The sequence below is a fragment of the Agrobacterium sp. GD03872 genome (genome assembly GCF_029840625.1).
Taxonomy (GTDB): domain Bacteria; phylum Pseudomonadota; class Alphaproteobacteria; order Rhizobiales; family Rhizobiaceae; genus Agrobacterium; species Agrobacterium fabrum_A.
In genome coordinates, this window is the sequence record NZ_JAOCCY010000002.1 from 356,799 (window position 1) to 374,991 (window position 18,193).

The 18,193-nt window shown below is 59.5% G+C and carries 17 protein-coding genes and 1 pseudogene; 4 read left to right on the forward strand and 14 right to left on the reverse strand.

Annotated features, from left to right (window positions below; genetic code table 11):
• Positions 1–111: 111 nt before the first annotated feature.
• From N5D22_RS05720 to N5D22_RS05730, 3 genes and pseudogenes are all read left to right on the forward strand, one after another.
• The gene (locus tag N5D22_RS05720; protein WP_266282153.1) at positions 112–678 is read left to right on the forward strand and encodes an alpha/beta hydrolase; all 567 of its coding nucleotides are present in this window, start codon (positions 112–114) and stop codon (positions 676–678) included.
• Positions 679–729: 51 nt separating this feature from the next.
• Positions 730–1,167 (forward strand): annotated as a pseudogene (locus N5D22_RS05725) (peptide-methionine (S)-S-oxide reductase); the annotation flags it as partial.
• A 440-nt stretch (positions 1,168–1,607) separates the two neighbouring features.
• Positions 1,608–1,877, forward strand: coding sequence for an AlpA family phage regulatory protein (locus N5D22_RS05730; RefSeq protein ID WP_099503730.1), 270 nt, complete (start codon positions 1,608–1,610; stop codon positions 1,875–1,877).
• Here N5D22_RS05730 and N5D22_RS05735 read toward each other — a convergent pair.
• From N5D22_RS05735 to N5D22_RS05800, 14 genes are all read right to left on the reverse strand, one after another.
• Positions 1,867–3,123: a tyrosine-type recombinase/integrase gene (locus N5D22_RS05735; RefSeq protein WP_099503732.1), complete on the reverse strand. Its 1,257-nt coding sequence runs from the start codon at positions 3,121–3,123 to the stop codon at positions 1,867–1,869. The two genes, N5D22_RS05730 and N5D22_RS05735, sit on opposite strands and share 11 nt — an antisense overlap.
• A gap of 318 nt (positions 3,124–3,441) precedes the next feature.
• Positions 3,442–5,019, reverse strand: coding sequence for a glutamine-hydrolyzing GMP synthase (gene guaA, locus N5D22_RS05740; RefSeq protein WP_279654737.1), 1,578 nt, complete (start codon positions 5,017–5,019; stop codon positions 3,442–3,444).
• Positions 5,020–5,102: 83 nt separating this feature from the next.
• A complete protein-coding gene (locus N5D22_RS05745) occupies positions 5,103–5,741 on the reverse strand; it encodes a 5'-methylthioadenosine/S-adenosylhomocysteine nucleosidase (RefSeq protein ID WP_279654738.1) in 639 nt (212 codons plus the stop codon).
• Positions 5,738–6,187, reverse strand: coding sequence for a PaaI family thioesterase (locus tag N5D22_RS05750; RefSeq protein WP_279654739.1), 450 nt, complete (start codon positions 6,185–6,187; stop codon positions 5,738–5,740). The genes N5D22_RS05745 and N5D22_RS05750 overlap by 4 nt, the downstream gene beginning before the upstream one ends.
• A gap of 78 nt (positions 6,188–6,265) precedes the next feature.
• Positions 6,266–6,718: a tryptophan-rich sensory protein gene (locus N5D22_RS05755; protein ID WP_279654740.1), complete on the reverse strand. Its 453-nt coding sequence runs from the start codon at positions 6,716–6,718 to the stop codon at positions 6,266–6,268.
• Between the two features lie 51 nt (positions 6,719–6,769).
• Complete coding sequence (locus N5D22_RS05760; RefSeq protein ID WP_279654741.1) at positions 6,770–7,864, reverse strand: DUF1513 domain-containing protein; 1,095 nt, start codon at positions 7,862–7,864, stop codon at positions 6,770–6,772.
• Positions 7,865–7,868: 4 nt separating this feature from the next.
• Entirely contained in the window at positions 7,869–8,990 is a 1,122-nt protein-coding gene (locus N5D22_RS05765) for an imelysin family protein (RefSeq protein ID WP_279654742.1), read from the reverse strand.
• Complete coding sequence (locus N5D22_RS05770) at positions 8,990–10,513, reverse strand: di-heme oxidoredictase family protein (RefSeq protein ID WP_279654743.1); 1,524 nt, start codon at positions 10,511–10,513, stop codon at positions 8,990–8,992. Before N5D22_RS05770 ends, N5D22_RS05765 begins: the two co-directional genes overlap by 1 nt.
• 57 nt (positions 10,514–10,570) lie before the next feature.
• Positions 10,571–11,848, reverse strand: coding sequence for an imelysin family protein (locus tag N5D22_RS05775; protein ID WP_279654744.1), 1,278 nt, complete (start codon positions 11,846–11,848; stop codon positions 10,571–10,573).
• A 155-nt stretch (positions 11,849–12,003) separates the two neighbouring features.
• Positions 12,004–13,293, reverse strand: coding sequence for an RsmB/NOP family class I SAM-dependent RNA methyltransferase (locus N5D22_RS05780; RefSeq protein ID WP_279654745.1), 1,290 nt, complete (start codon positions 13,291–13,293; stop codon positions 12,004–12,006).
• A gap of 61 nt (positions 13,294–13,354) precedes the next feature.
• Positions 13,355–13,723, reverse strand: a complete 369-nt coding sequence (locus N5D22_RS05785) for a septal ring lytic transglycosylase RlpA family protein (protein ID WP_065114667.1) — start codon at positions 13,721–13,723, stop codon at positions 13,355–13,357.
• A 426-nt stretch (positions 13,724–14,149) separates the two neighbouring features.
• Complete coding sequence (locus tag N5D22_RS05790) at positions 14,150–15,022, reverse strand: SDR family oxidoreductase (protein WP_279654747.1); 873 nt, start codon at positions 15,020–15,022, stop codon at positions 14,150–14,152.
• 3 nt (positions 15,023–15,025) lie between these two features.
• Positions 15,026–16,177: a tRNA epoxyqueuosine(34) reductase QueG gene (queG, locus tag N5D22_RS05795; protein ID WP_279655040.1), complete on the reverse strand. Its 1,152-nt coding sequence runs from the start codon at positions 16,175–16,177 to the stop codon at positions 15,026–15,028.
• Between the two features lie 132 nt (positions 16,178–16,309).
• Entirely contained in the window at positions 16,310–17,002 is a 693-nt protein-coding gene (locus tag N5D22_RS05800; protein WP_279654748.1) for a glutathione S-transferase family protein, read from the reverse strand.
• Between the two features lie 158 nt (positions 17,003–17,160).
• On the opposite strand from N5D22_RS05800, the gene N5D22_RS05805 reads away from it, so the two are divergent.
• Positions 17,161–17,967, forward strand: coding sequence for an undecaprenyl-diphosphate phosphatase (locus N5D22_RS05805; RefSeq protein ID WP_279654749.1), 807 nt, complete (start codon positions 17,161–17,163; stop codon positions 17,965–17,967).
• Positions 17,968–18,193 lie beyond the last annotated feature (226 nt).

Genomic DNA, 18,193 nt, shown 5'->3' on the forward strand with positions numbered 1-18,193 from the left:
TGCGGGGATTCGGCGAAACGTCAGCGCGATGGACTGACTACTCCGCCCGGTCAGTGGGCCTGGACGCAATCTCTATCGTGAGACGCTTGGGCGCAGGCCCTGCCACCATCACTGGCAACTCTTTCGCGGCCGGGTCAGCTCTATAGGGCGGCGAGAGAGAGTCCGGACCTGGTCCGCAGTGTCGTGCTCCTCGGTCCGATAGTCCGAGACCTTCCACTGACGAGCGTCCAGAAGCTCGTCCTTTCGATAGGGTTCGCCGGGCCATGGCGGACGTGGTTTTGGACGACATACTGGAGCAGCCTCTATCCAACGAAGCGAGCTTTTGACCACGAGGCGATCAAGTCGGCCATCGCTCGAAATCTCAGAGAGCCGGGACGGATGCAGGCGCTGCTGACGATGCTCTCGCTTTCGAAAGCCGACACGGCCGCCATTCTAGATGACAGCGCCGTTCGCGCGCTTGTTGTGATGGGGACGAAGGATCCGGACTTCCCAAACCCGGTCGAGGAAGCTCAGAACCTAGCAAGCCGGCTGCATGCCGAGACAATGATCGTGGAAGGTGCCGGCCATTATCCCCACGTCGAAATGGCCGACCAAGTGGCGCCGCGGATCATCTCGTTCCTCGGCAGCTTATCGCCCGCGCCGGCGGCGGCCGGGATCACCCGACTGCATAGGAGCTGATGAATGGAGAAAGTCGGCTTCGGCGGCGGATGCCACTAGTGCACCGAGGGCGTCTTTCAGGCGCTGCGAGGCGTCTCCCAAGTCGATCAGGGCTTTCTGCAATCAGAAACGCCGGCCGACACGTGGGCCGAAGGTGTGGTCGTAAGTTTCGACCCTGCGGCTATTGGATTGGCCACGCTCGCCGAAGTGCATCTAAGGACGCACTCCGCCACAAGAGCTCGCTCACCGCGCGGAAAATATCGAAGCGCCATCTATGTCTTTGAAGTCGGTCAGCGGATAGAAGCCGAGAAGGCAATCGCGCAGTTTGCCGCTGAAACAGACAAGGCTGTCCACACTCTGGTGCTCCCGTTCAAGGGTTTCAAAGCTTCGGACGAGCGCTATCAGAACTATTATCGCACCGATCCAAGCAGGCCCTTCTGCCAGCGCTACATCGATCCAAAGCTGGATTTCATCCGGAAGCATTTTTCGGAGATCGCGTTGCCGCGATGAATGAATAATTGGGCTGTCGTGCAGGTCGCGATCTCATATCCCAACTGTCTGTAGGATGCAGTCAATCAGCTTTCCGGGCAGCGGAGGACTTAGGCGGCGATCGGGAACGGGGTTCCTTACGAGACAACGTCTCTCATCACCCATTTAGGGTGCCGCTTTGGGTAGATGGTGCGGGCGGTCGGATTCGAACCGACACGTATTTCTACGGCGGATTTTGAAGTGAGTCGCGGCTTTCATCGGGCTGCTATTCCACGGATGACGGCGCTTCAAACAAGAACCCAAGGGTCAGCCGACACTCCTAGATGGCACTTGCCCGTTGAGACGGCCCGTCCGATGTGCACGCTATAGCCCGATATTACCGCATCCCTTCACGCGGCGGCTTCAAATCGGAAGATCTATCGCCTTCTATCTCCACAAGAGTAAAGAAGTGGAGATACGGTATGAGCGTTGCGCCGCATGTCGCCCGCAGGACAATTCGCCGGCATCAGCTACGAGAGATCGTGCCGCTTGCCGACAGCACAATCTACGACATGGAGCAGCGAGGAGAATTCCCGCAGCGCTTCTATCTCACCTCGCGTTGCGTCGTCTGGGATCTGGCAGAAGTCGAAGCTTGGCTTGACGCTCGACGCCGTGCCTCTCGGGCCAATGCTATCGAACGCGCTCCAAGCCCCGACGTGAGATTGCGCCGCTCTCGGCCTGTCAAACACTAGGCTCGAGCTCAAGCAGCTCCATCGTGGCCGGGAGCAGGGTCGGCACATACTTCCGACCCGCGACCCAAGCGTCCACCAGGTTGGACCACTCCTGCATCATATGCCGGCGCTGGTGCTCATACTCCGCCTTGTTGTAGACGCCACGCGAGGACCGTCCGTCCTCATGCGCCAAGCACTTCTCGATCCAGTCGCTGTTGAAGCCGAGTTCGTTCAACAAAGTGGACCCGGTGCGTCGAAGATCGTGAACAGTGAAGGGCTCAAGTGGCAGCCCCTCCTTTTTCGCTCTAGCGACCACGGCGGTCGTGATCCGGTTGAACGTCGCCCGCGACATTGGCGCGTCAGCGTCATATCGCGACGGAAGGACATAGCGCGAATTGCCGGCGCAGGTTTTCAACGCGATGAAGATGTCGATGGCCTGCTGAGACAGGTAGACGTTGTGTGCCTTCGACCGCTTCATTCTTTCCTTGGGTATCGACCAGACGGCGTTCTCAAAATCGACCTCATCCCAGGTGGCATCCTGGAGCTCGCTCTTCCTGACCATCGTCAGGAGGAAAAGCTTCATTCCCAACCGTATGGTCGGCAGTGTCGGCACATGCTCAAGCTGACCGAGCATGACGCGGATCTCCGCGGGCGATAGGGACCGATCCTTCGGCACGAAGGTCGCGATGGACGCAGGCCCAACCTCATCCGCTGGGTTGGCGACCTTCTCGCCATGCAGGATGGCGAATGCAAAGATCAGCTTCACGATATCGCGCACATGGACGGCCGTGGCTGGAGCGCCGCGATCCTTCACTTTCCCACACATCATACGGAGATCGTCCGGCGTGATCTCCGTTAGGAGCCTGTTTCGGAATGTCGGCAGAATGTCGCGCTCGTAGATGGAGCGCCGCATAGCCCGCGTGCTGTCCGCCATGCGCGACTCCTGGAACCACTTTTCGCCGAACTCGCCGAATCGCTTCGCCTCCTTCAGTCGCCGCTTGTCATGCTGCTTCTCTTGAGCAGGCGACCGCCCCTCTGAAATGGCCCGCTTCGCATCGATCAGCTTCTCGCGAGCCCTGGCAAGTGAGAGGCCGTCAGGGCCATATCGGCCGAGCGTCAGCGTCTCGCGCCGTCCGTTGAGTCGATAGTCGTACCGAAACACGATCGCCCCGGACGGCTGGACCACGACATACATACCGTCACGGTCACTCACCTTGTACAATTTCTTCTGTGCTTTCAGCGCCTTAATCGCTGTGTCCGTGAGCATGGAGACCTCCAAATCTGTCCAAAAACAGCAGAGAGGCACCGATTATACCGTCAGCCCAAAACTGGGGTCACTGAAAGTGAATTTCATTCGCTCTTTCAATGCCTTAAGGCCAAAAACTATACCGTCAGCAGCTCTCTTGGCCATGACGGTATAGCGAAATCTCTAACCGAACAAGTTCCCCCATACCGTCCACTATACCGTCAAACCGGAGCACTGTCCCTCGATAGATGGCGATAGACGATGACAGTTTTATCTTTGTTATTCAGATACTTATGCCGTACCCTGGCGTACAATCGGATACTGCCGGAGGGGCAAAAATCATTCCCACTCGATCGTGCCCGGCGGCTTGCTTGTCACGTCATAAACGACGCGATTGATGCCGCGCACTTCATTGATGATGCGGGTTGCGGCGCGGCCGAGGAAATTCATGTCATAGGGATAGAAATCCGCCGTCATGCCATCCACGGAGGTCACGGCGCGCAGCGCGCAGACGAAGTCATAGGTGCGGTAATCGCCCATGACGCCCACGGTCTGCACCGGCAGAAGCACGGCGAAAGCCTGCCAGATGGTGTCGTAAAGACCGGCCTTGCGGATTTCATCGAGATAGATCGCATCCGCCTTGCGCAGAATATCGAGCTTCTCGCGGGTGATCGCGCCGGGGCAGCGGATCGCGAGCCCCGGGCCGGGGAAGGGATGGCGGCCGATGAAGCTTTCCGGCAGGCCGAGTTCGCGGCCAAGCGCACGCACTTCATCCTTGAAGAGCTCACGCAGCGGTTCGACGAGCTGCATGTTCATGCGCTCTGGAAGACCGCCGACATTGTGGTGGCTCTTGATGGTGACCGAGGGGCCGCCGGAGAAGGAAACGCTCTCGATGACGTCAGGGTAAAGCGTGCCCTGCGCCAGGAAATTCGGTGCGCCCTTGCCATCGGCGGCAATCTTGGCCGCTTCGGCTTCGAAGACCTCGATGAACAGGCGGCCGATGGTCTTGCGCTTCACTTCCGGGTCGGAAACACCGGACAGTTCGCCGAGGAACAGATCGGCGGCATCCACATGAACAAGCGGAATATTGTAGTGGTCGCGGAACATGCCGACGACCTGCTCGCTTTCGCCAAGCCGCATCAGGCCATGGTCGACGTAAACGCAGGTCAGCTGGTCGCCGATCGCTTCATGGATGAGGATCGCCGCAACCGAGGAATCGACGCCGCCGGAAAGCGCGCAGAGCACGCGGCCGGTGCCGACCTGTTCACGGATCTTGCGGATCATCTCGGCGCGATAGGCCGCCATCGTCCAGTCGGATTTGAGACCGACGATCTTGTGCACGAAGTTGGAGAGCAGCTTGCCACCGTCAGGCGTATGCACCACCTCCGGATGGAACATGGTGGAGTAGTAGTGACGCTTCTCGTCAGCGGCGATGGCGAAAGGCGCGTTCTCGGAGGTCGCGATGACCTCGAAGCCTTCCGGCAGCTTCGTCACGCGGTCGCCATGGCTCATCCAGACGGGATAGCTCTTGCCCTGTTCCCAGAAGCCTTCGAACAGCGGGCTTGCCTTCTTGATGTCGATATCGGCACGGCCGAATTCCGCCGCATGGCCGCCTTCGACCACGCCGCCCAGCTGCGTGCAGAGCGTCTGCTGGCCGTAGCAGATGCCGAGGATCGGAACCTTGCTGTCAAACACCGCCTGCGGCGCGCGCGGGCTTCCTTCCGCCGTCACGGATGCGGGGCCGCCGGAAAAGATCACGCCCTTCGGCTGAAGCTTCTCGAACGCTTCTGCGGCATTCTGGAACGGGTGGATTTCGCAATAGACCCCGGCTTCGCGGATGCGGCGCGCAATCAGCTGCGTCACCTGGCTGCCGAAATCGATGATGAGGATGCTGTCGGGATGGGCTATCTGGGTCATGGCGAGCCTTTAAAGAAAATGGCGGCTTTAGGCAACCCGGAAGCGGGCGTCAAACGGCGGAAATTTGCGAAAATAGCAGGGTTTCAGAGGGCGATCATGCCATCCTCAATGGCGCGGCAAAGCCGGTCGACGGCATCGGCGAGCTTTTCATCGATGATGTGCAGATACTCCGTCCAGTCGTCCACATGGTTCACATCCGCCTTGCCGTCGGAAATACCGCGCAGGCCGATGAGCGGCACGCCGAAGCGCTGGCAGGCCCGGAGCACGGCATAGGTTTCCATTTCCACCATGTCGGCATCGATCAAGCCATAGGCATCGCCGGAAACGACGTTGCCGCCGGTGGAAAGCCTGGCTTCGGCAATATCGGCTATCCGAAAAGGCATAGCCACCTCCGCCGGCAGATCGAGGAACGGCGTGCGCCCCTTTTCAAAACCGAAGGGGGAGGCATCCATGTCGCGATAGGAAACCGAAATCGCCTGGTAGATGCCCGTCTGTTCCAGCGTCCGCGAACCGGCTGAACCAAGCGAAACGACAAGGTCCGGCAGATGGTCGGCTGCATCGAGGCCTGCAAGAACGGCGGTTACCGAAATCGCCGATTCAACCGGGCCGACACCAGTCATCAGCGGCGCAATGCGCACCTGCAGATGAGGGCCGTATTCAGCGGAAGCCGCCATGACGAAGAGGACGGATTTATCTGCAACATGCAAAAGACGGTAGTTCATCCGTTAATATCCTCGCGTCCCTTCACCACCATCATCGTTCCCGTCATCGAGGCGATCAGCTTTGCCGGCCCGTCCGAAAGCGCATAGGCGCGGCCATCGGCGACGATGAGGTTGTTACCGGGCTTGATGATTTCGCCGCGAAACAGGAACCGCTCGCCGCGGCCGGGCGACATCAGGTTGACCTTGAACTCGATGGTCAGCAATGAGGCTTCCGGCTCGATGATCGTATAGGCGGCATAGGTGCAGGCGGTGTCCAAGCCGGCGGCGATGACGCCCGCATGCAATATGCCGTGCTGCTGTGTCAGTTTTTCATGGAAGGGCAGCTCGATCTCCACCAGACGGTGTTCGATGCGGCTGATCTGTGCATCGATGGCCTGCACCACGCCCTGCAGCGCAAAGCTTCTTTCTATCCGCTGACGAAAATCGCCGGGATCCGTGATCTCCATGGCCTACCTGCCCGCTTGTGCCTCATCGCAAACTGACATGGCGCGTGGCGGCAGGCAAGGCAAGGGTGGTGCGGCGATTTAGTTCAGCATGCCGATGCTTGCGTTGAGCACCGTGGCAAAGGCGACCCATAGGGCATAGGGCACAAAAAGCCACATGGATATGCGGTCGCGGCGGTAGCTGAGCGCCGCGAAGGCGATGATGCAGATCAGCATCGGAATGATGATAATGAATGCGCCCGCCGGGCTCTGCATGCCGAAAAAGATAGGCGACCACAGGAAATTCAGCACCATCTGCGTGAACCAGAGGCGCATGCGCGTTCCCATCGGCTTCCTGATCCAGGTTCGCGCGCCGGCAATGCCGATCAGCACGTAAAGCGCGGTCCAGACGGGCCCGAAGATCCAGTCGGGCGGATTGAAGAATGGTTTCTGCAGCGATTGATACCATTCGCCGGGCACATTGTTGACGCCGATCAGCGCCCCGACGGCAACAACAGCAACCACAAAAACAACATGGACGGCTAGGTTTCTCATGACCCGTCCAATACGCCGGTTTGGCTTTTGTTCCCTTGTCTTTTCAGTATTTTAGCTGGAAAGCCGCACGATGTGCTGGTCCCACGCCACGTCGCTGCGCCGGGTTTCGAAAGATCCGTCATAGGAAGAAACCGCAATGCCCCGGGCGGCCGGGGCGACACCTGCCGCTTCCCGCACGGTTGTCTCGGAAACGACGCGCCCGGTTTTCGCGTCCAGCGTCACGGCGGCGTTGCCGTTGGGCGAGGTCAGGCCCACCAAACCCTCGCGCCGGTTGACGGCGATGGCTCCGACATAATTGGCAAGGCGCATCGTCGTTTCCTGCGGCAGATCGACAAAGGCGATATCCTCGCCCTTCGAGAAATGGCCGACCAGCGGCGGAAGATCGTTGCGTGGCCCCTCATATTGGCAGGCGAACCAGATGCACCCGTCATCGCCGAGATCGACATGGCGGGTGGAAAGCTGCCGCAGGTGCGCCGGCATGGCGTGCTTCTGGATCAATTGCCCGGTCGCGGCGTCCAGAAGCACGAGGGACGGCTGCATATTGTCGATGTTGAGTTTCGTGCGGCCGAAATCCGGATGGGTCTCGATGCCGCCATTGGCGATCACGATCAACCGCCCGTCATCGCTCACCGTCATGTCATGCGTGCCGATGCCGTGGGCATCGTATTCGCCAATGCGTGCAAAGCCGTTGCGGGCGTCATAGAGCCCGATGACGCCCCGATTGCCGTCGAAGTCGTTTTCGCTGGCATAGAGGATAGCGCCGTCAAGGGAAAATTGCCCGTGACCATAGAAGTGGCGGTTCTCCGGCGTGTGCATCACGATCGGTTCGCGATGCCACGCAGGGTCAAAGGCTATGAAGAACGTGCCGGGCCGGCGTGCAAAGGCCACCGTCGTGCCGGTCACATGGCTCGTCGCCATTCCATGGGCGCGGGCGGGAAGCGCGACGCGGTCGATGATCTCGCCGTGCTCGCTCACCGTTGCGATGCCGTAGGAGCCGTCGCGGGCGCGGAAGGCAGAAGCAAAGACCGCGTCTGCCCGTTCAAGCGCATAAAGGGAACGGGGAGCCAGCGCGGCGAGGAAGGGAACTCCCGCCGCTTTGATGAAGCTGCGCCGGTCTATCAGCATCCGCTTTTTGCCGGGGATCATCGCTTCAGTCCCCGTCAGCGAAGGAAAAGCCTGAACTGAGACCTATGGCGCCGCCATACTGGTCGTTGAGGCGGTAGATCAGGTCTTTGCCATTGAGCAGCAGATAATCCACCTTGGCCCGCTGATCGTCCTGATCCAGCGCCTTTTGCACATCCGTATCGATTGTTCCGGCAACGCGGATCATCGATTTGGCGATGAAGTCGATGGAGTTGACGATGGAGCGCTGGTCTGGCGGCACGAGTTCGACCATATCAGCTGTGTGCAGCAGCGTCTGAACGGCCTTGATATTGGTCGCAATGCTCTTCCACGTCAGGCCGGAGCGCCAGTAAATGGCGGTGCGGGGGAATTTCGCCTTGTCCGGCCCCTTGTAGAAAGTCTCGATCCGCTGGTCGCGGACCGCCTCGGAAGCGTGCACGAGAATGCCGAGGAGGGCAACCAGCGCCTCGCGCTCATCGCGAAAGACGGGGTTGTCCGGTCCCGGTTGTGTCCAGTTCTTCAAAGCGCCGTCGGGTGCGTTCCAGCTATCGGAAAGCTCCGCCGCTACGTTCGCGACATTGCCGGCTATGGCCGCGCCGTAACGGCAGCGAAAATCGCCCTTCTTGCCGAGAAGCTCATCCGCGCCGGTTCCGTAGAGAACGAATTCCAGCGCGCCAAGCCCTTGCGCTGCGACGCTCTTGCCCTTCAGACTGTCGGCGCTGGTGACGCTTTCATCCTTTTCGGCAAGGTAGCGCTGTACCTGTTTCAGCCCGAGGCCCTTCTTGTCGGGATAATAAAGCACACGCTCGAAACGGTTCTTCTCGATGACAGGGCCGACACGCACAATCTCGATGGTCGACCAGCTGGAGACCGTATCGGCGAAAGCCATCCTGGCCGCCTCATCCGTTGTCTTGGAAGGTGCTGCGCAGAACGCCTGCATGCTGCTCTCCAGCTTCTCGGCGGATTGCCGGAAGTGGTCATAGCCGGGGCGGATGAAGCCGTTCACGGCTTTTTCCATGACGCCCCGCACCTGCGCAGGGTCGAGAGGCGGCGGCGGCATCAGTTCCACATCCTGCGCCATTGCCGGCTGATTGGCCAAAAGCAGCAGTATGGAAAAGAGGCCGGAGATTTTTCGCATGGCATTTTTCATCAAAGGGACTCCAGAAAGGCCAGCAAAGCCTGCCGGTCGGATTTTTGCAAGGCGGCAAAGGCATCGCGCGCCTTTTGCCCTTCGCCGCCGTGCCATAATATCGCTTCCGTGAGGCTGCGCGCCCGCCCGTCATGCAGGTAAAAACCGTTGCCGTTGACCTGTTGCGTCAGGCCGATGCCCCAGAGCGGTTGGGTGCGCCACTGTCTGCCGTTTGCTTCACCCACCTGCTGGCCATCGGTAAGTCCTTCGCCCATGTCATGCAGCAGAAAATCGGAATAGGGCCAGATCAACTGGAAAGAATGCATGGGGTCGGATGCGTCGCGACGTGTGACGAATTTCGGAGTGTGGCAGGCCGTACAGCCGGAAGCGTAAAAAATCTGCTTGCCCTGCAGAACGGTCGGATCATTGACATTGCGCCGCTGCGGCACGGCGAGATTCCCGGTGTAGAAGGTCACGAGATCGAGAACCGGGTCCGGGGCTTCCACCGGCCCCAGCCGCGGCTGCACGCCGGTCGGCATGGCCAGGCAGTCCTTCTGGGCATCGGTGCAATCGCCATAAGCGCTTGGGGCATCTGGTGTGGAAATGCCGATGTCGTGGGAGAAGGCGCTGGCGCTTTGATCGCGCACACTCGCATTCTGGGCTTTCCAGCCGAAGCGCCCGAGTTTCACCTCACCGGTGCGATGGTCCTTCACCCATGCGGGGCGCCCGGCAATACCATCGCCATTTTTGTCGTCAGGGTCGGCTTTGGCCAGAATATCGGCCTCTGCAATGGCTTCGATAAGGCCGAGCCCAAGCGTGGGCATGGCAATGCGCGCCGAAAGCGTCGTGTCCGCGCCGAGCGGGCCATATTGCAGGTTCGCCGCGTCATAGGCAGGCTTGCGCAGCACCACCACTTCCCCATCCGCAAGCCGAACCGGCTTTTCCGTATAGGTGATGATCGGTTTGCCTTCAGCGGCAAGGCCGGGAATGGCAAGGTTCTGAAGTTGCCGGCCATAGGTTTCATCGGGGAAATTCAGCACGTCGTGGCGCGCAATTGCTGCCCGTTCCGTCTCGTTTCGCGCCGGTCGCGCCAGCCGCAGAAACAGCGAGACGGCATCTTCTCCGGCAAGAGGTGGGCGACCCCTGCCGTCCTTCACATGGCATGTCTGGCAGGACCGGGCGTTGAAGAGCGGCCCAAGTCCGTCCGAAGCCTGGGTGGAGGAAGGAGAGGAGACCCAGAGCTTCTGGAACAGCGCGTTGCCGAGCTTGAAATCCTGTTGCCGCTCGAATGTCATGGAGGCGGAAGGTTGCGAGAATGCGTTGCCATCGGCTTTGCGGGTGCTGGTTGTCGCTCCGCCGGACATGGCCTCGAAAGGTTCCGGCCTGGTAAAATCCGTGGTTGGCGCGGTCGCGGCCAGCACGCGGCTGCGATCTTTCTCCGTCAGGTCGTTACGCAGCGGTTCGGCAAACGCCATCGACGCCACGAGGCAGGCTGCCCCGGCGAAGAAGAATGGCTTGCGGATCGGCTGCAGCAAAAATTGCATGGCAATTGGAGTAGCGAGGAGTAACGGGCCGCAGCGATCTGCGGCCCGCTTTACCGCTTATTTGAAGACGGTGTTCGGATTGTCGAGGCTGTCGGAACCTTCAAGCTCGATCTTGCCGAGATCGAGCGCCGCGATGACACGTTCGACAGTCTTTGTCTGGTCGAGAAGGCCGTCGATGGCTGCCTGAACCACGGCGTTGCCTTCCTTGTTGCCTTCGCCGATCATCTGGTCATAGGCCTCGACGGTCTGGGCGCGCTTTTCCATCGCATGCATGGCGTCGAGCGTCTTGTTCAGCTTCGCCAGCATCTCGTCGTTCAGCGCCTTGTCCTTGGCGCCCACAAGTTCCGACAGCGAGGCGCCCGTCATCTTCGTTCCGTCCACGCGGGTATAGTCGCCGGTATAGGCCGAGGCGATGCCGATGGCGTCGTTCAGATGCGAATTATAGGTGTTGTCGGAGAAGCAGTCATGCTCCTCTTCCGGATCGTGCAGCAAAAGACCGAGCTTCATGCGCTCGCCCGCCAGCTCGCCATAGGAGAGCGAACCCATGCCGGTGAGAATGGCGGTCAGGCCCGCTTTCGGATCGGCTTCCACCGTCTTCGTGGCTTCGCCTTCCGGCGCCCAGGCATCCACCATCTCCTGAAGATCCTTGATCAGCAGGGTGGAGGCGGATTTCAGGTAATCGGCGCGGCGGTCGCAATTGCCGTTCGTGCAGCTTTTCTTGTCGTAGTCGGTATAGGGACGGTTGCCCGCGCCGGGTCCGGTGCCGTTCAGGTCCTGCCCCCAGAGCAGGAATTCGATGGCGTGGTAACCGGTGGTCACATTGGCTTCGACATCGCCCGCCTCGTGCAGGCTTTCGATCAGCTCAGGGGTGATCTTGGAGGCGTCGACTTCTTCACCGCTGATCTTGATCTTCGGATTGGCGATGATGTTGGCAACGTAAAGCTCGTTCTCGTCGCTTTCCGTGCCGTAGGAGCCGTCGACATAGTCGATCAGACCTTCGTCCAGCGGCCAGGCATTCACCTTGCCTTCCCAATCGTCGACGATCGGGTTGCCAAAACGGTAGACTTCCGACTGCTGATAGGGAACGCGGGCCTTGATCCATGCTTCCCGGGCGGCCTTCAGGGTTTCTTCGCTCGGTGTTGCGATCAACGCATCGATGGCCTTGTCCAGCGCCTTCGCCGTGGTCAGCGAATCCTCATATTTCGCATGCGCGACATCGGCATAATGCTTGACGACGGCGGCCGCGTCGGTGGCGGCCCGGGCGGGAAACGCGGTGAAAGCCGCCGATGCGGCAAGAAGCGCGAAAGACGCGCTGAGAATGGTTTTGCGGATCATGATCCCTCTCCTTGGGCAGACATGAAAAGACTTCACGCTGCGGCCAGCGAGTTCTGACCCAATCACAAACTTGTGTCAAACATTCTAGTTTAGAATGCTTTGAAACAAGCCAGTGCGGTATTTTCCAAGTAAAATCGCTGCGTGCAAATCGGCTTTTATGCTTTGCGTTTCATCAAGCAGAAGAAGAAACCGTCCGTATCTGTGGTTGCAGGCGTCAGCGTGACTGTCTTTCCGTCAGAGGAATGGGGTTTGTTCGCATTTGCGCCGAAAGTCGTCTGCCAGCGTTCCAGAGCGGAACCGATGGCGAACTCTGGATTTTCCTCGCAGAAACGTCTGACCTGCTGCTCGTTCTCCTCAGGTAGAACGGAACAGGTGACATAAAGCAATTCGCCGCCCGGACGCACGAAACCCTTGGCCTGTGAAAGCGCCTCGCCCTGCTGCTGCACACGCTCTTCCAGATTGCGGGCCGTCAGCCGCCATTTGGTGTCGGGGCGGCGGCGCCATGTTCCGGTGCCGGTGCAGGGCGCATCGACCAGAACGCGGTCGAATTTTTCCTGGAACGGCGTAAGGCCGGAGGCGCGGTCGTGCACCTGCACATTGCGTGTACCGGCTCGCTTCAGCCGTTCGATGATCGGCGCAAGGCGCTTACGGTCGGCGTCAAAGGCGTGGACCTGACCCTTGTTGTTCATGCTGGCAGCCATGGCCAGCGTCTTGCCGCCGCCGCCGGCGCAATAATCGAGGATCTGTTCGCCTTCATGCGCGCCGGCAAGGTCGGCAACAATCTGCGAGCCTTCGTCCTGCACTTCGAACCAGCCTTTCTGGAAGGACAGTTCGGCGGTGACGTTCGGCAGGCGGGAAGGGCCTTCGCCGGCGGGAATGCGCACGCCCTGCCGGGCGATATGCGTGGCTTCAGCGCCGCTCTCTTCCAAAGCCTTCAGCACCTTGTCGCGGGTCGCTTTCAAGGTGTTGGCGCGAAGATCGAGCGTGGGCCGCTCGTTCAGCGCTTGCGCCTCGGCGAGCCAGCGCTCTCCGAATGCCGTTTCGAGGGAAGATTGCACCCATTCGGGAATATCGCCCTGAATATGGGCCGGCGCGTCATCGAGGGAACGAGAGAGAAAGGCTTGCTGCCTCTCCCCGTCGGGCGCGGCTGGGGCGAATTTGTCGCCGTCGAATTCCGCCGAAAGGTCCGAAAAGCTTTTGCCCCATTGGCGCAGCAGCACGGCATAACCAAGCGAGGCAGCGCTGTCGTCATCCATCAACCAGGCGTGCGACAGTTTCATGCGCAGCGCGTCATAGACGATGTTGCCGATTGCGGCCCTGTCGCCGGAACCGGCGAAACGATGGGCAAGGCCCCAATCTTTCAGAGCATCGGCGACGGGACGCCTGCGCCCCTCAATATCCGCCAATACTTCGATTGCTCCGGCCAAACGCCCGCCTAAACGCATTGTCTACCTCGTTCCTGTGCTAAGCCCGGTTGGTAGACGCGAATGGCGGCGAGGGCAAGGCTCAATCGGCCTTGACGACCTCGTAGCAGACCTTGGCGGTGCCGGAGTTGATCATGCCGATGTTCTTGGCGGCTGCCTTGGAAAGATCGAGAACGCGGCCCTTGATGAACGGACCGCGGTCGTTGATGCGAACAATCACGGCCTTGCCGTTGCGCGCATTGGTGACCTTGACCTTGGTGCCGAACCGCAGAGAGCGGTGAGCGGCGGTAAGGTTGGCGGCGTTCATGCGCTCGCCCGAAGCAGTCTTGGAGGTCAACGCATACCACGATGCGCCTCCGCAACCATTTGCCGCATTCGCCTGAAGAGGCGCAATGATGGAACAGGCGGCAATAGTTGCAGCGGTGAAAGTTATACGACGGATATTCAACAAACTGTGCTTTCCTGAAAATCGGCCCCGCGCCGATTGATTGTGCCCTTGCTAAACGGCCAGAAACTGACCTGAACGCCTTTTGATGCAAGATTGTAGGGCGAGGGAAAAATGGCGAAAAAAAGCTGACCTCAAATCACGAACTGTTACAGTATGTAATATTCGTGATCGTTAGCCGGAAAGGCGTCATAAGGCCCTTCCTGTCACAATTCGGAAAAATAATGCAGAATCAACGCTCAATGGAAATGCTATTGCAAGTCACGGCTTCGTGAATCCACTTCACGAAATGTGAGTGAAATATTTTTCTAATGACTATGATTTTAGCGATTTTTGGATGGTTAATAAAGTCCTAATTAGCTGAAATAAGACGAAAACCATCCGCAAAAGCCCGGTTGGAAGAATTTTTCATCGCTTTCGATGGTGGCATTCTCAGCCGCGCCAGAGGCCGTTTTCCCACAATTGTTTCAGGGAGAGCCTGTACTCCGGAAAGCGGAAATCGAAGCCAAGATCGCGTATTCTGGCGTTGGAAACGCGCTTGTTCTCGCCATAAAAAGAGCGCGCCATGGGCGTCAGATCGGCGGTCTCGAAGGCCTGTTCGGGTGGCGGCTCCACACCCATCAGGGTCGCTACAAAGCTCACCACATCCTGTGGCGGGCAGGGTTCGTCATCGGTCACGTTGAAGATGCCGCGTTCGTTTTTCCGTGCCAGAAAGGCAAGTGCGGCACCGATATCCTCGACGCGGATGCGGTTGAAAACCTGGTCCTTCTTCACCAGCCGCCGCGCCGTTCCCTTCTCGAAATTCATGAAGGCGTTGCGCCCGGGGCCGTAAATTCCGGATAAGCGCAGGATGGAAAGCGGCGCATCCGCCTTTCGGGCTGCTTCAGCCCAGGCGGTTTCGGCAGCCACCCGTTCCACGGAGCGGGCGGAAACCGGACTGCAGGGTGTTGTCTCGTCCACCCAGGCGCCGCCATGGTCGCCATAAACGCCGACGGTCGAAAGATAGGCGACCCACTTCAGATTGAGCAGAAGCTTTTTCAGATCGTCGCCCAGCAACGCAAGCAGCGGATCCCCATCCTTGCCCGGCGCGATGGATTGCACGAGATGGGTGACATTGCCCATTGCGGCAACGAGATCGTCATCGAGGTGAACGCCGTCAAAGAGGAGCGGCGTCATGCCGGCGGCTGCGAGGCTCGGCAACTTCTCCCGGCTGCGTGTCGTGCCGGAAATAATTGCAGCCTCGTCTTTCAGCGCGTTTGCGATGGCTTTTCCCGAATATCCCGCGCCGAAAATCATCACATGCATGCTTCACGCCTCTGCCAGTTGCCATTCCATTTCCGCCTCCGGATCAGTCTCCGGCGCGCGACTGGCAGAGTATGTACGGAATTCCTCCCTGTCCATAAGCCGCGACAAGGCCCATGCGGCCATGCCGCGCACCTCCGGCGAGGGGTCGGTTTCGGCAAGCGCCTTGCATTGCTCCACAAATTGCCGGTCGGCTGAGTTACCTGCCGCGATCAGCACATTGCGGATGAAGCGATTGCGGCCGATGCGCTTGACGGGCGAGCCGCTGAAGAAACTGCGAAAGGCGGCGTCATCGAGCGTCAGCAGGAAGGCGATGGAGGGTTCCTTCAGATCCTCGCGCGCCTGCAGTTTCATCTCGGAAGCGCTGGCCGCGAACTTGTTCCACGGACAGGCGGCGAGGCAATCGTCACAGCCATAGATGCGATTGCCGATCATCGGCCGGAATTCGTGCGGGATCGGCCCCTTGTGCTCAATGGTGAGATAGGAAATGCAGCGGCGTGCATCCAGTTGATAGGGCGAGGGGAAGGCGGCCGTCGGACAGGCATCGAGACAGGCGCGGCAGGAGCCGCAATGATCCTTCTCGGCCTCGTCAAGACAGAGTTCGGCCGTGGTGAACATGCTGCCGAGAAACAGCCATGAGCCATGGGTGCGGCTGACGAGGTTGGTGTGCTTGCCCTGCCACCCGAGGCCGGCGGCGGCGGCAAGCGGTTTTTCCATGACGGGTGCGGTATCGACGAAGACCTTCACATCCTCGCCGGCACGCGCGGCAAAACGGGTGGCGATTTCCTTCAGCCGCCCCTTGATGATGTCGTGATAATCGCGATTGCGGGCATAGACCGAAATGGCCGCCTTGTCGGGTTTGGAAAGCAGATCGCGCGGATCTTCCTCGGGACCATAATTGAGGCCGAACATGACGATGGAGCGCACGTCTCCCCACAGCGTTTTCGGTTCGGCACGTCGGGCCTCGGTTTCCTCCATCCACGCCATCGTGCCGTGATAGCCATTGTCGAGAAACTGTCTCAGCCGTTCCGGCGCGAGCGGAATACTGTCCGGGGCGGTGATGCGGCAGAGATCGAAGCCAAGCGAAAGCGCTTCCTGACGAACGAAGTCCGTCAGTTTATGCGCGCGTATCCGCTGCTTTTCGCTCGCGACGTCGATGGTCGTTTCTCCTGCGGGTTATTCTGCGGCATATATAATGCATGTCGCCCGAAAGTGTGCAGCGGTTTCGGGACAACGACATGCTTTAGATGCAGCTGCAGGCCACAGCAAATAACCCGGAGGCCACAGACCTCAGAAGTCCAGATCGGCGTAGTGGGAGGAAGGGGCAAGGCGCGGAATGCGCTCGCTGAGGAACGGCCGGAAGGAAGGCCGGGATTTTATCCGCTGATACCATTCCTTGGCGATTGGCGCTTCGAGCCAGTTGATCTCACCGAGGTAATCGAGCACCGAGACCGCGGCAGCCGCGGCAAGATCGGCATAACTCAACCGGTCGCCCGCCAGCCAGGTGCGCGAGCCGGCCAGCCATTCCAGATATTTGATGTGCTGGCGGATATTGTTGCGGGCGGTGCGCAGCAGCTTGGAATCCGGCGGCCCGCCACCCTGCGCCGCCGTCATCTGCAATTTGTAGACCCGCTCGCGGACCAGCGGCCGGGTCACGTCATTTTCCATCTTCTGCAGAAACCATTCCGTCAGGCGGCGGATTTCCGCGCGCTGAAACGGGTCTTCGGCAAGAAGCCGACGGTCGCGCTTCAGAACCCCATGCGTTTCATCGAGAAATTCCGCAAGCACATAAGGTCCGCTGAGGGAACGCATGTTATCATCGAGATAGACCGGCAGGGTGCCGGCAGGATTGAGCGCCAGAAACTCCCGCCGTCTTTCCCACGGTTGCTCCTCCACGAGATCGGTCTGGAACCCGTATTCCGCAAGGATCAGACGAACGAACCGGGATGCGGTCGACATCGGGGAGTGATAGAGAGTTGGCATCGGTACTCAATTTTTACGATTGGTTGTCATGATCGGCATTTGCCGAAAAACTTTTCAGTTTCACTTCATCAAGACGCTATAAAAGCTTGGCTACTTTAAAACAAGTTTAACGCAATTGCCTTCCATTGCCACTTTCCCCCTGAAAAGAAGGATACCTCATGGGTGACCAATCGATCATCAGCGCGCTTCTGCTGGGCATTATCGAGGGTCTGACGGAGTTCATTCCTGTCTCCTCAACGGCGCATGTGCTGCTGGTCGGACACTTCCTTGGTTTCAAATCGCCCGGCAACACCTTTGCCGTCCTCATCCAGCTCGGCGCGATCCTTGCGATCCTTCTTGTTTATTTTCAAAAGCTTGTGTCGATAGCCTTGGCGCTGCCGACCAGCGCCAAGGCGCGTCGTTTCGTGCTGGCCGTCATTCTCGCCTTCTTACCGGCGGCGGTGATCGGTGCGCTGGCGCATGACTTCATCAAGACAGTGCTGTTTGAAACGCCGATGCTCATCTGTGTGGTGCTGATCATCGGGGGCGTCATTCTGCTTGCGGTCGACCGCATGCCGCTGAAGCCGAAATATACCGACATCATGGATTATCCGCCGTCGCTCGCCTTCAAGATCGGCATCTTCCAGTGCCTCGCGATGATTCCCGGCACCTCGCGCTCCGGCGCCACCATTGTCGGTTCGCTGCTGATGGGAACGGACAAACGTTCCGCCGCCGAATTCTCGTTCTTTCTCGCGATGCCGACCATGCTCGGCGCTTTTACGCTCGATCTTTACAAGAACCGCGATGCGCTGAGCTTCGATGACGGCGCGCTGATTGCCGTTGGTTTCATCGCCGCTTTTGTCTCGGGCCTCTTCGTCGTGCGCTCTCTGCTGGATTTCGTCTCGCGGCGGGGCTTTGCGCCCTTCGCCTGGTGGCGAATCGCCATCGGTTCGCTGGGACTGGTCGCGCTTCTGGTCATTGGCTGACCCGGTCTCTTCCATTGGACCAAAAACAAAAAAGCGCCCCGGAAAACCGGAGGCGCTTTTTTGTTTGAAAGCTGTAGAGGCCAATCAGTTGGTGCTGATCGAAGCCGTTGCGCAGGGGTCGACACCATAGGCGGGAGCGCAGCCGCTCTTGCCCGCTGCAACCGTTCCCGGTGCCATGAAAGAACCCGCCAGAACCACCAAAGCCGCACACGCAAAAAAGAGTGCG

What these genes read in the sequence shown, in the direction of transcription:
- N5D22_RS05760 (WP_279654741.1), bottom strand. Translation starts at nt 7,864, where the DNA reads ATGATCCCCGGCAAAAAGCGGATGCTGATAGACCGGCGCAGCTTCATC.
- N5D22_RS05790 (WP_279654747.1), bottom strand. Translation starts at nt 15,022, where the DNA reads ATGCATGTGATGATTTTCGGCGCGGGATATTCGGGAAAAGCCATCGCA.
- N5D22_RS05770 (WP_279654743.1), bottom strand. Translation starts at nt 10,513, where the DNA reads ATGCAATTTTTGCTGCAGCCGATCCGCAAGCCATTCTTCTTCGCCGGG.
- N5D22_RS05755 (WP_279654740.1), bottom strand. Translation starts at nt 6,718, where the DNA reads ATGAGAAACCTAGCCGTCCATGTTGTTTTTGTGGTTGCTGTTGTTGCC.
- N5D22_RS05745 (WP_279654738.1), bottom strand. Translation starts at nt 5,741, where the DNA reads ATGAACTACCGTCTTTTGCATGTTGCAGATAAATCCGTCCTCTTCGTC.
- N5D22_RS05765 (WP_279654742.1), bottom strand. Translation starts at nt 8,990, where the DNA reads ATGAAAAATGCCATGCGAAAAATCTCCGGCCTCTTTTCCATACTGCTG.
- guaA (WP_279654737.1), bottom strand. Translation starts at nt 5,019, where the DNA reads ATGACCCAGATAGCCCATCCCGACAGCATCCTCATCATCGATTTCGGC.
- N5D22_RS05800 (WP_279654748.1), bottom strand. Translation starts at nt 17,002, where the DNA reads ATGCCAACTCTCTATCACTCCCCGATGTCGACCGCATCCCGGTTCGTT.
- N5D22_RS05775 (WP_279654744.1), bottom strand. Translation starts at nt 11,848, where the DNA reads ATGATCCGCAAAACCATTCTCAGCGCGTCTTTCGCGCTTCTTGCCGCA.
- N5D22_RS05780 (WP_279654745.1), bottom strand. Translation starts at nt 13,293, where the DNA reads ATGCGTTTAGGCGGGCGTTTGGCCGGAGCAATCGAAGTATTGGCGGAT.
- N5D22_RS05735 (WP_099503732.1), bottom strand. Translation starts at nt 3,123, where the DNA reads ATGCTCACGGACACAGCGATTAAGGCGCTGAAAGCACAGAAGAAATTG.
- N5D22_RS05750 (WP_279654739.1), bottom strand. Translation starts at nt 6,187, where the DNA reads ATGGAGATCACGGATCCCGGCGATTTTCGTCAGCGGATAGAAAGAAGC.
- N5D22_RS05805 (WP_279654749.1), top strand. Translation starts at nt 17,161, where the DNA reads ATGGGTGACCAATCGATCATCAGCGCGCTTCTGCTGGGCATTATCGAG.
- N5D22_RS05730 (WP_099503730.1), top strand. Translation starts at nt 1,608, where the DNA reads ATGAGCGTTGCGCCGCATGTCGCCCGCAGGACAATTCGCCGGCATCAG.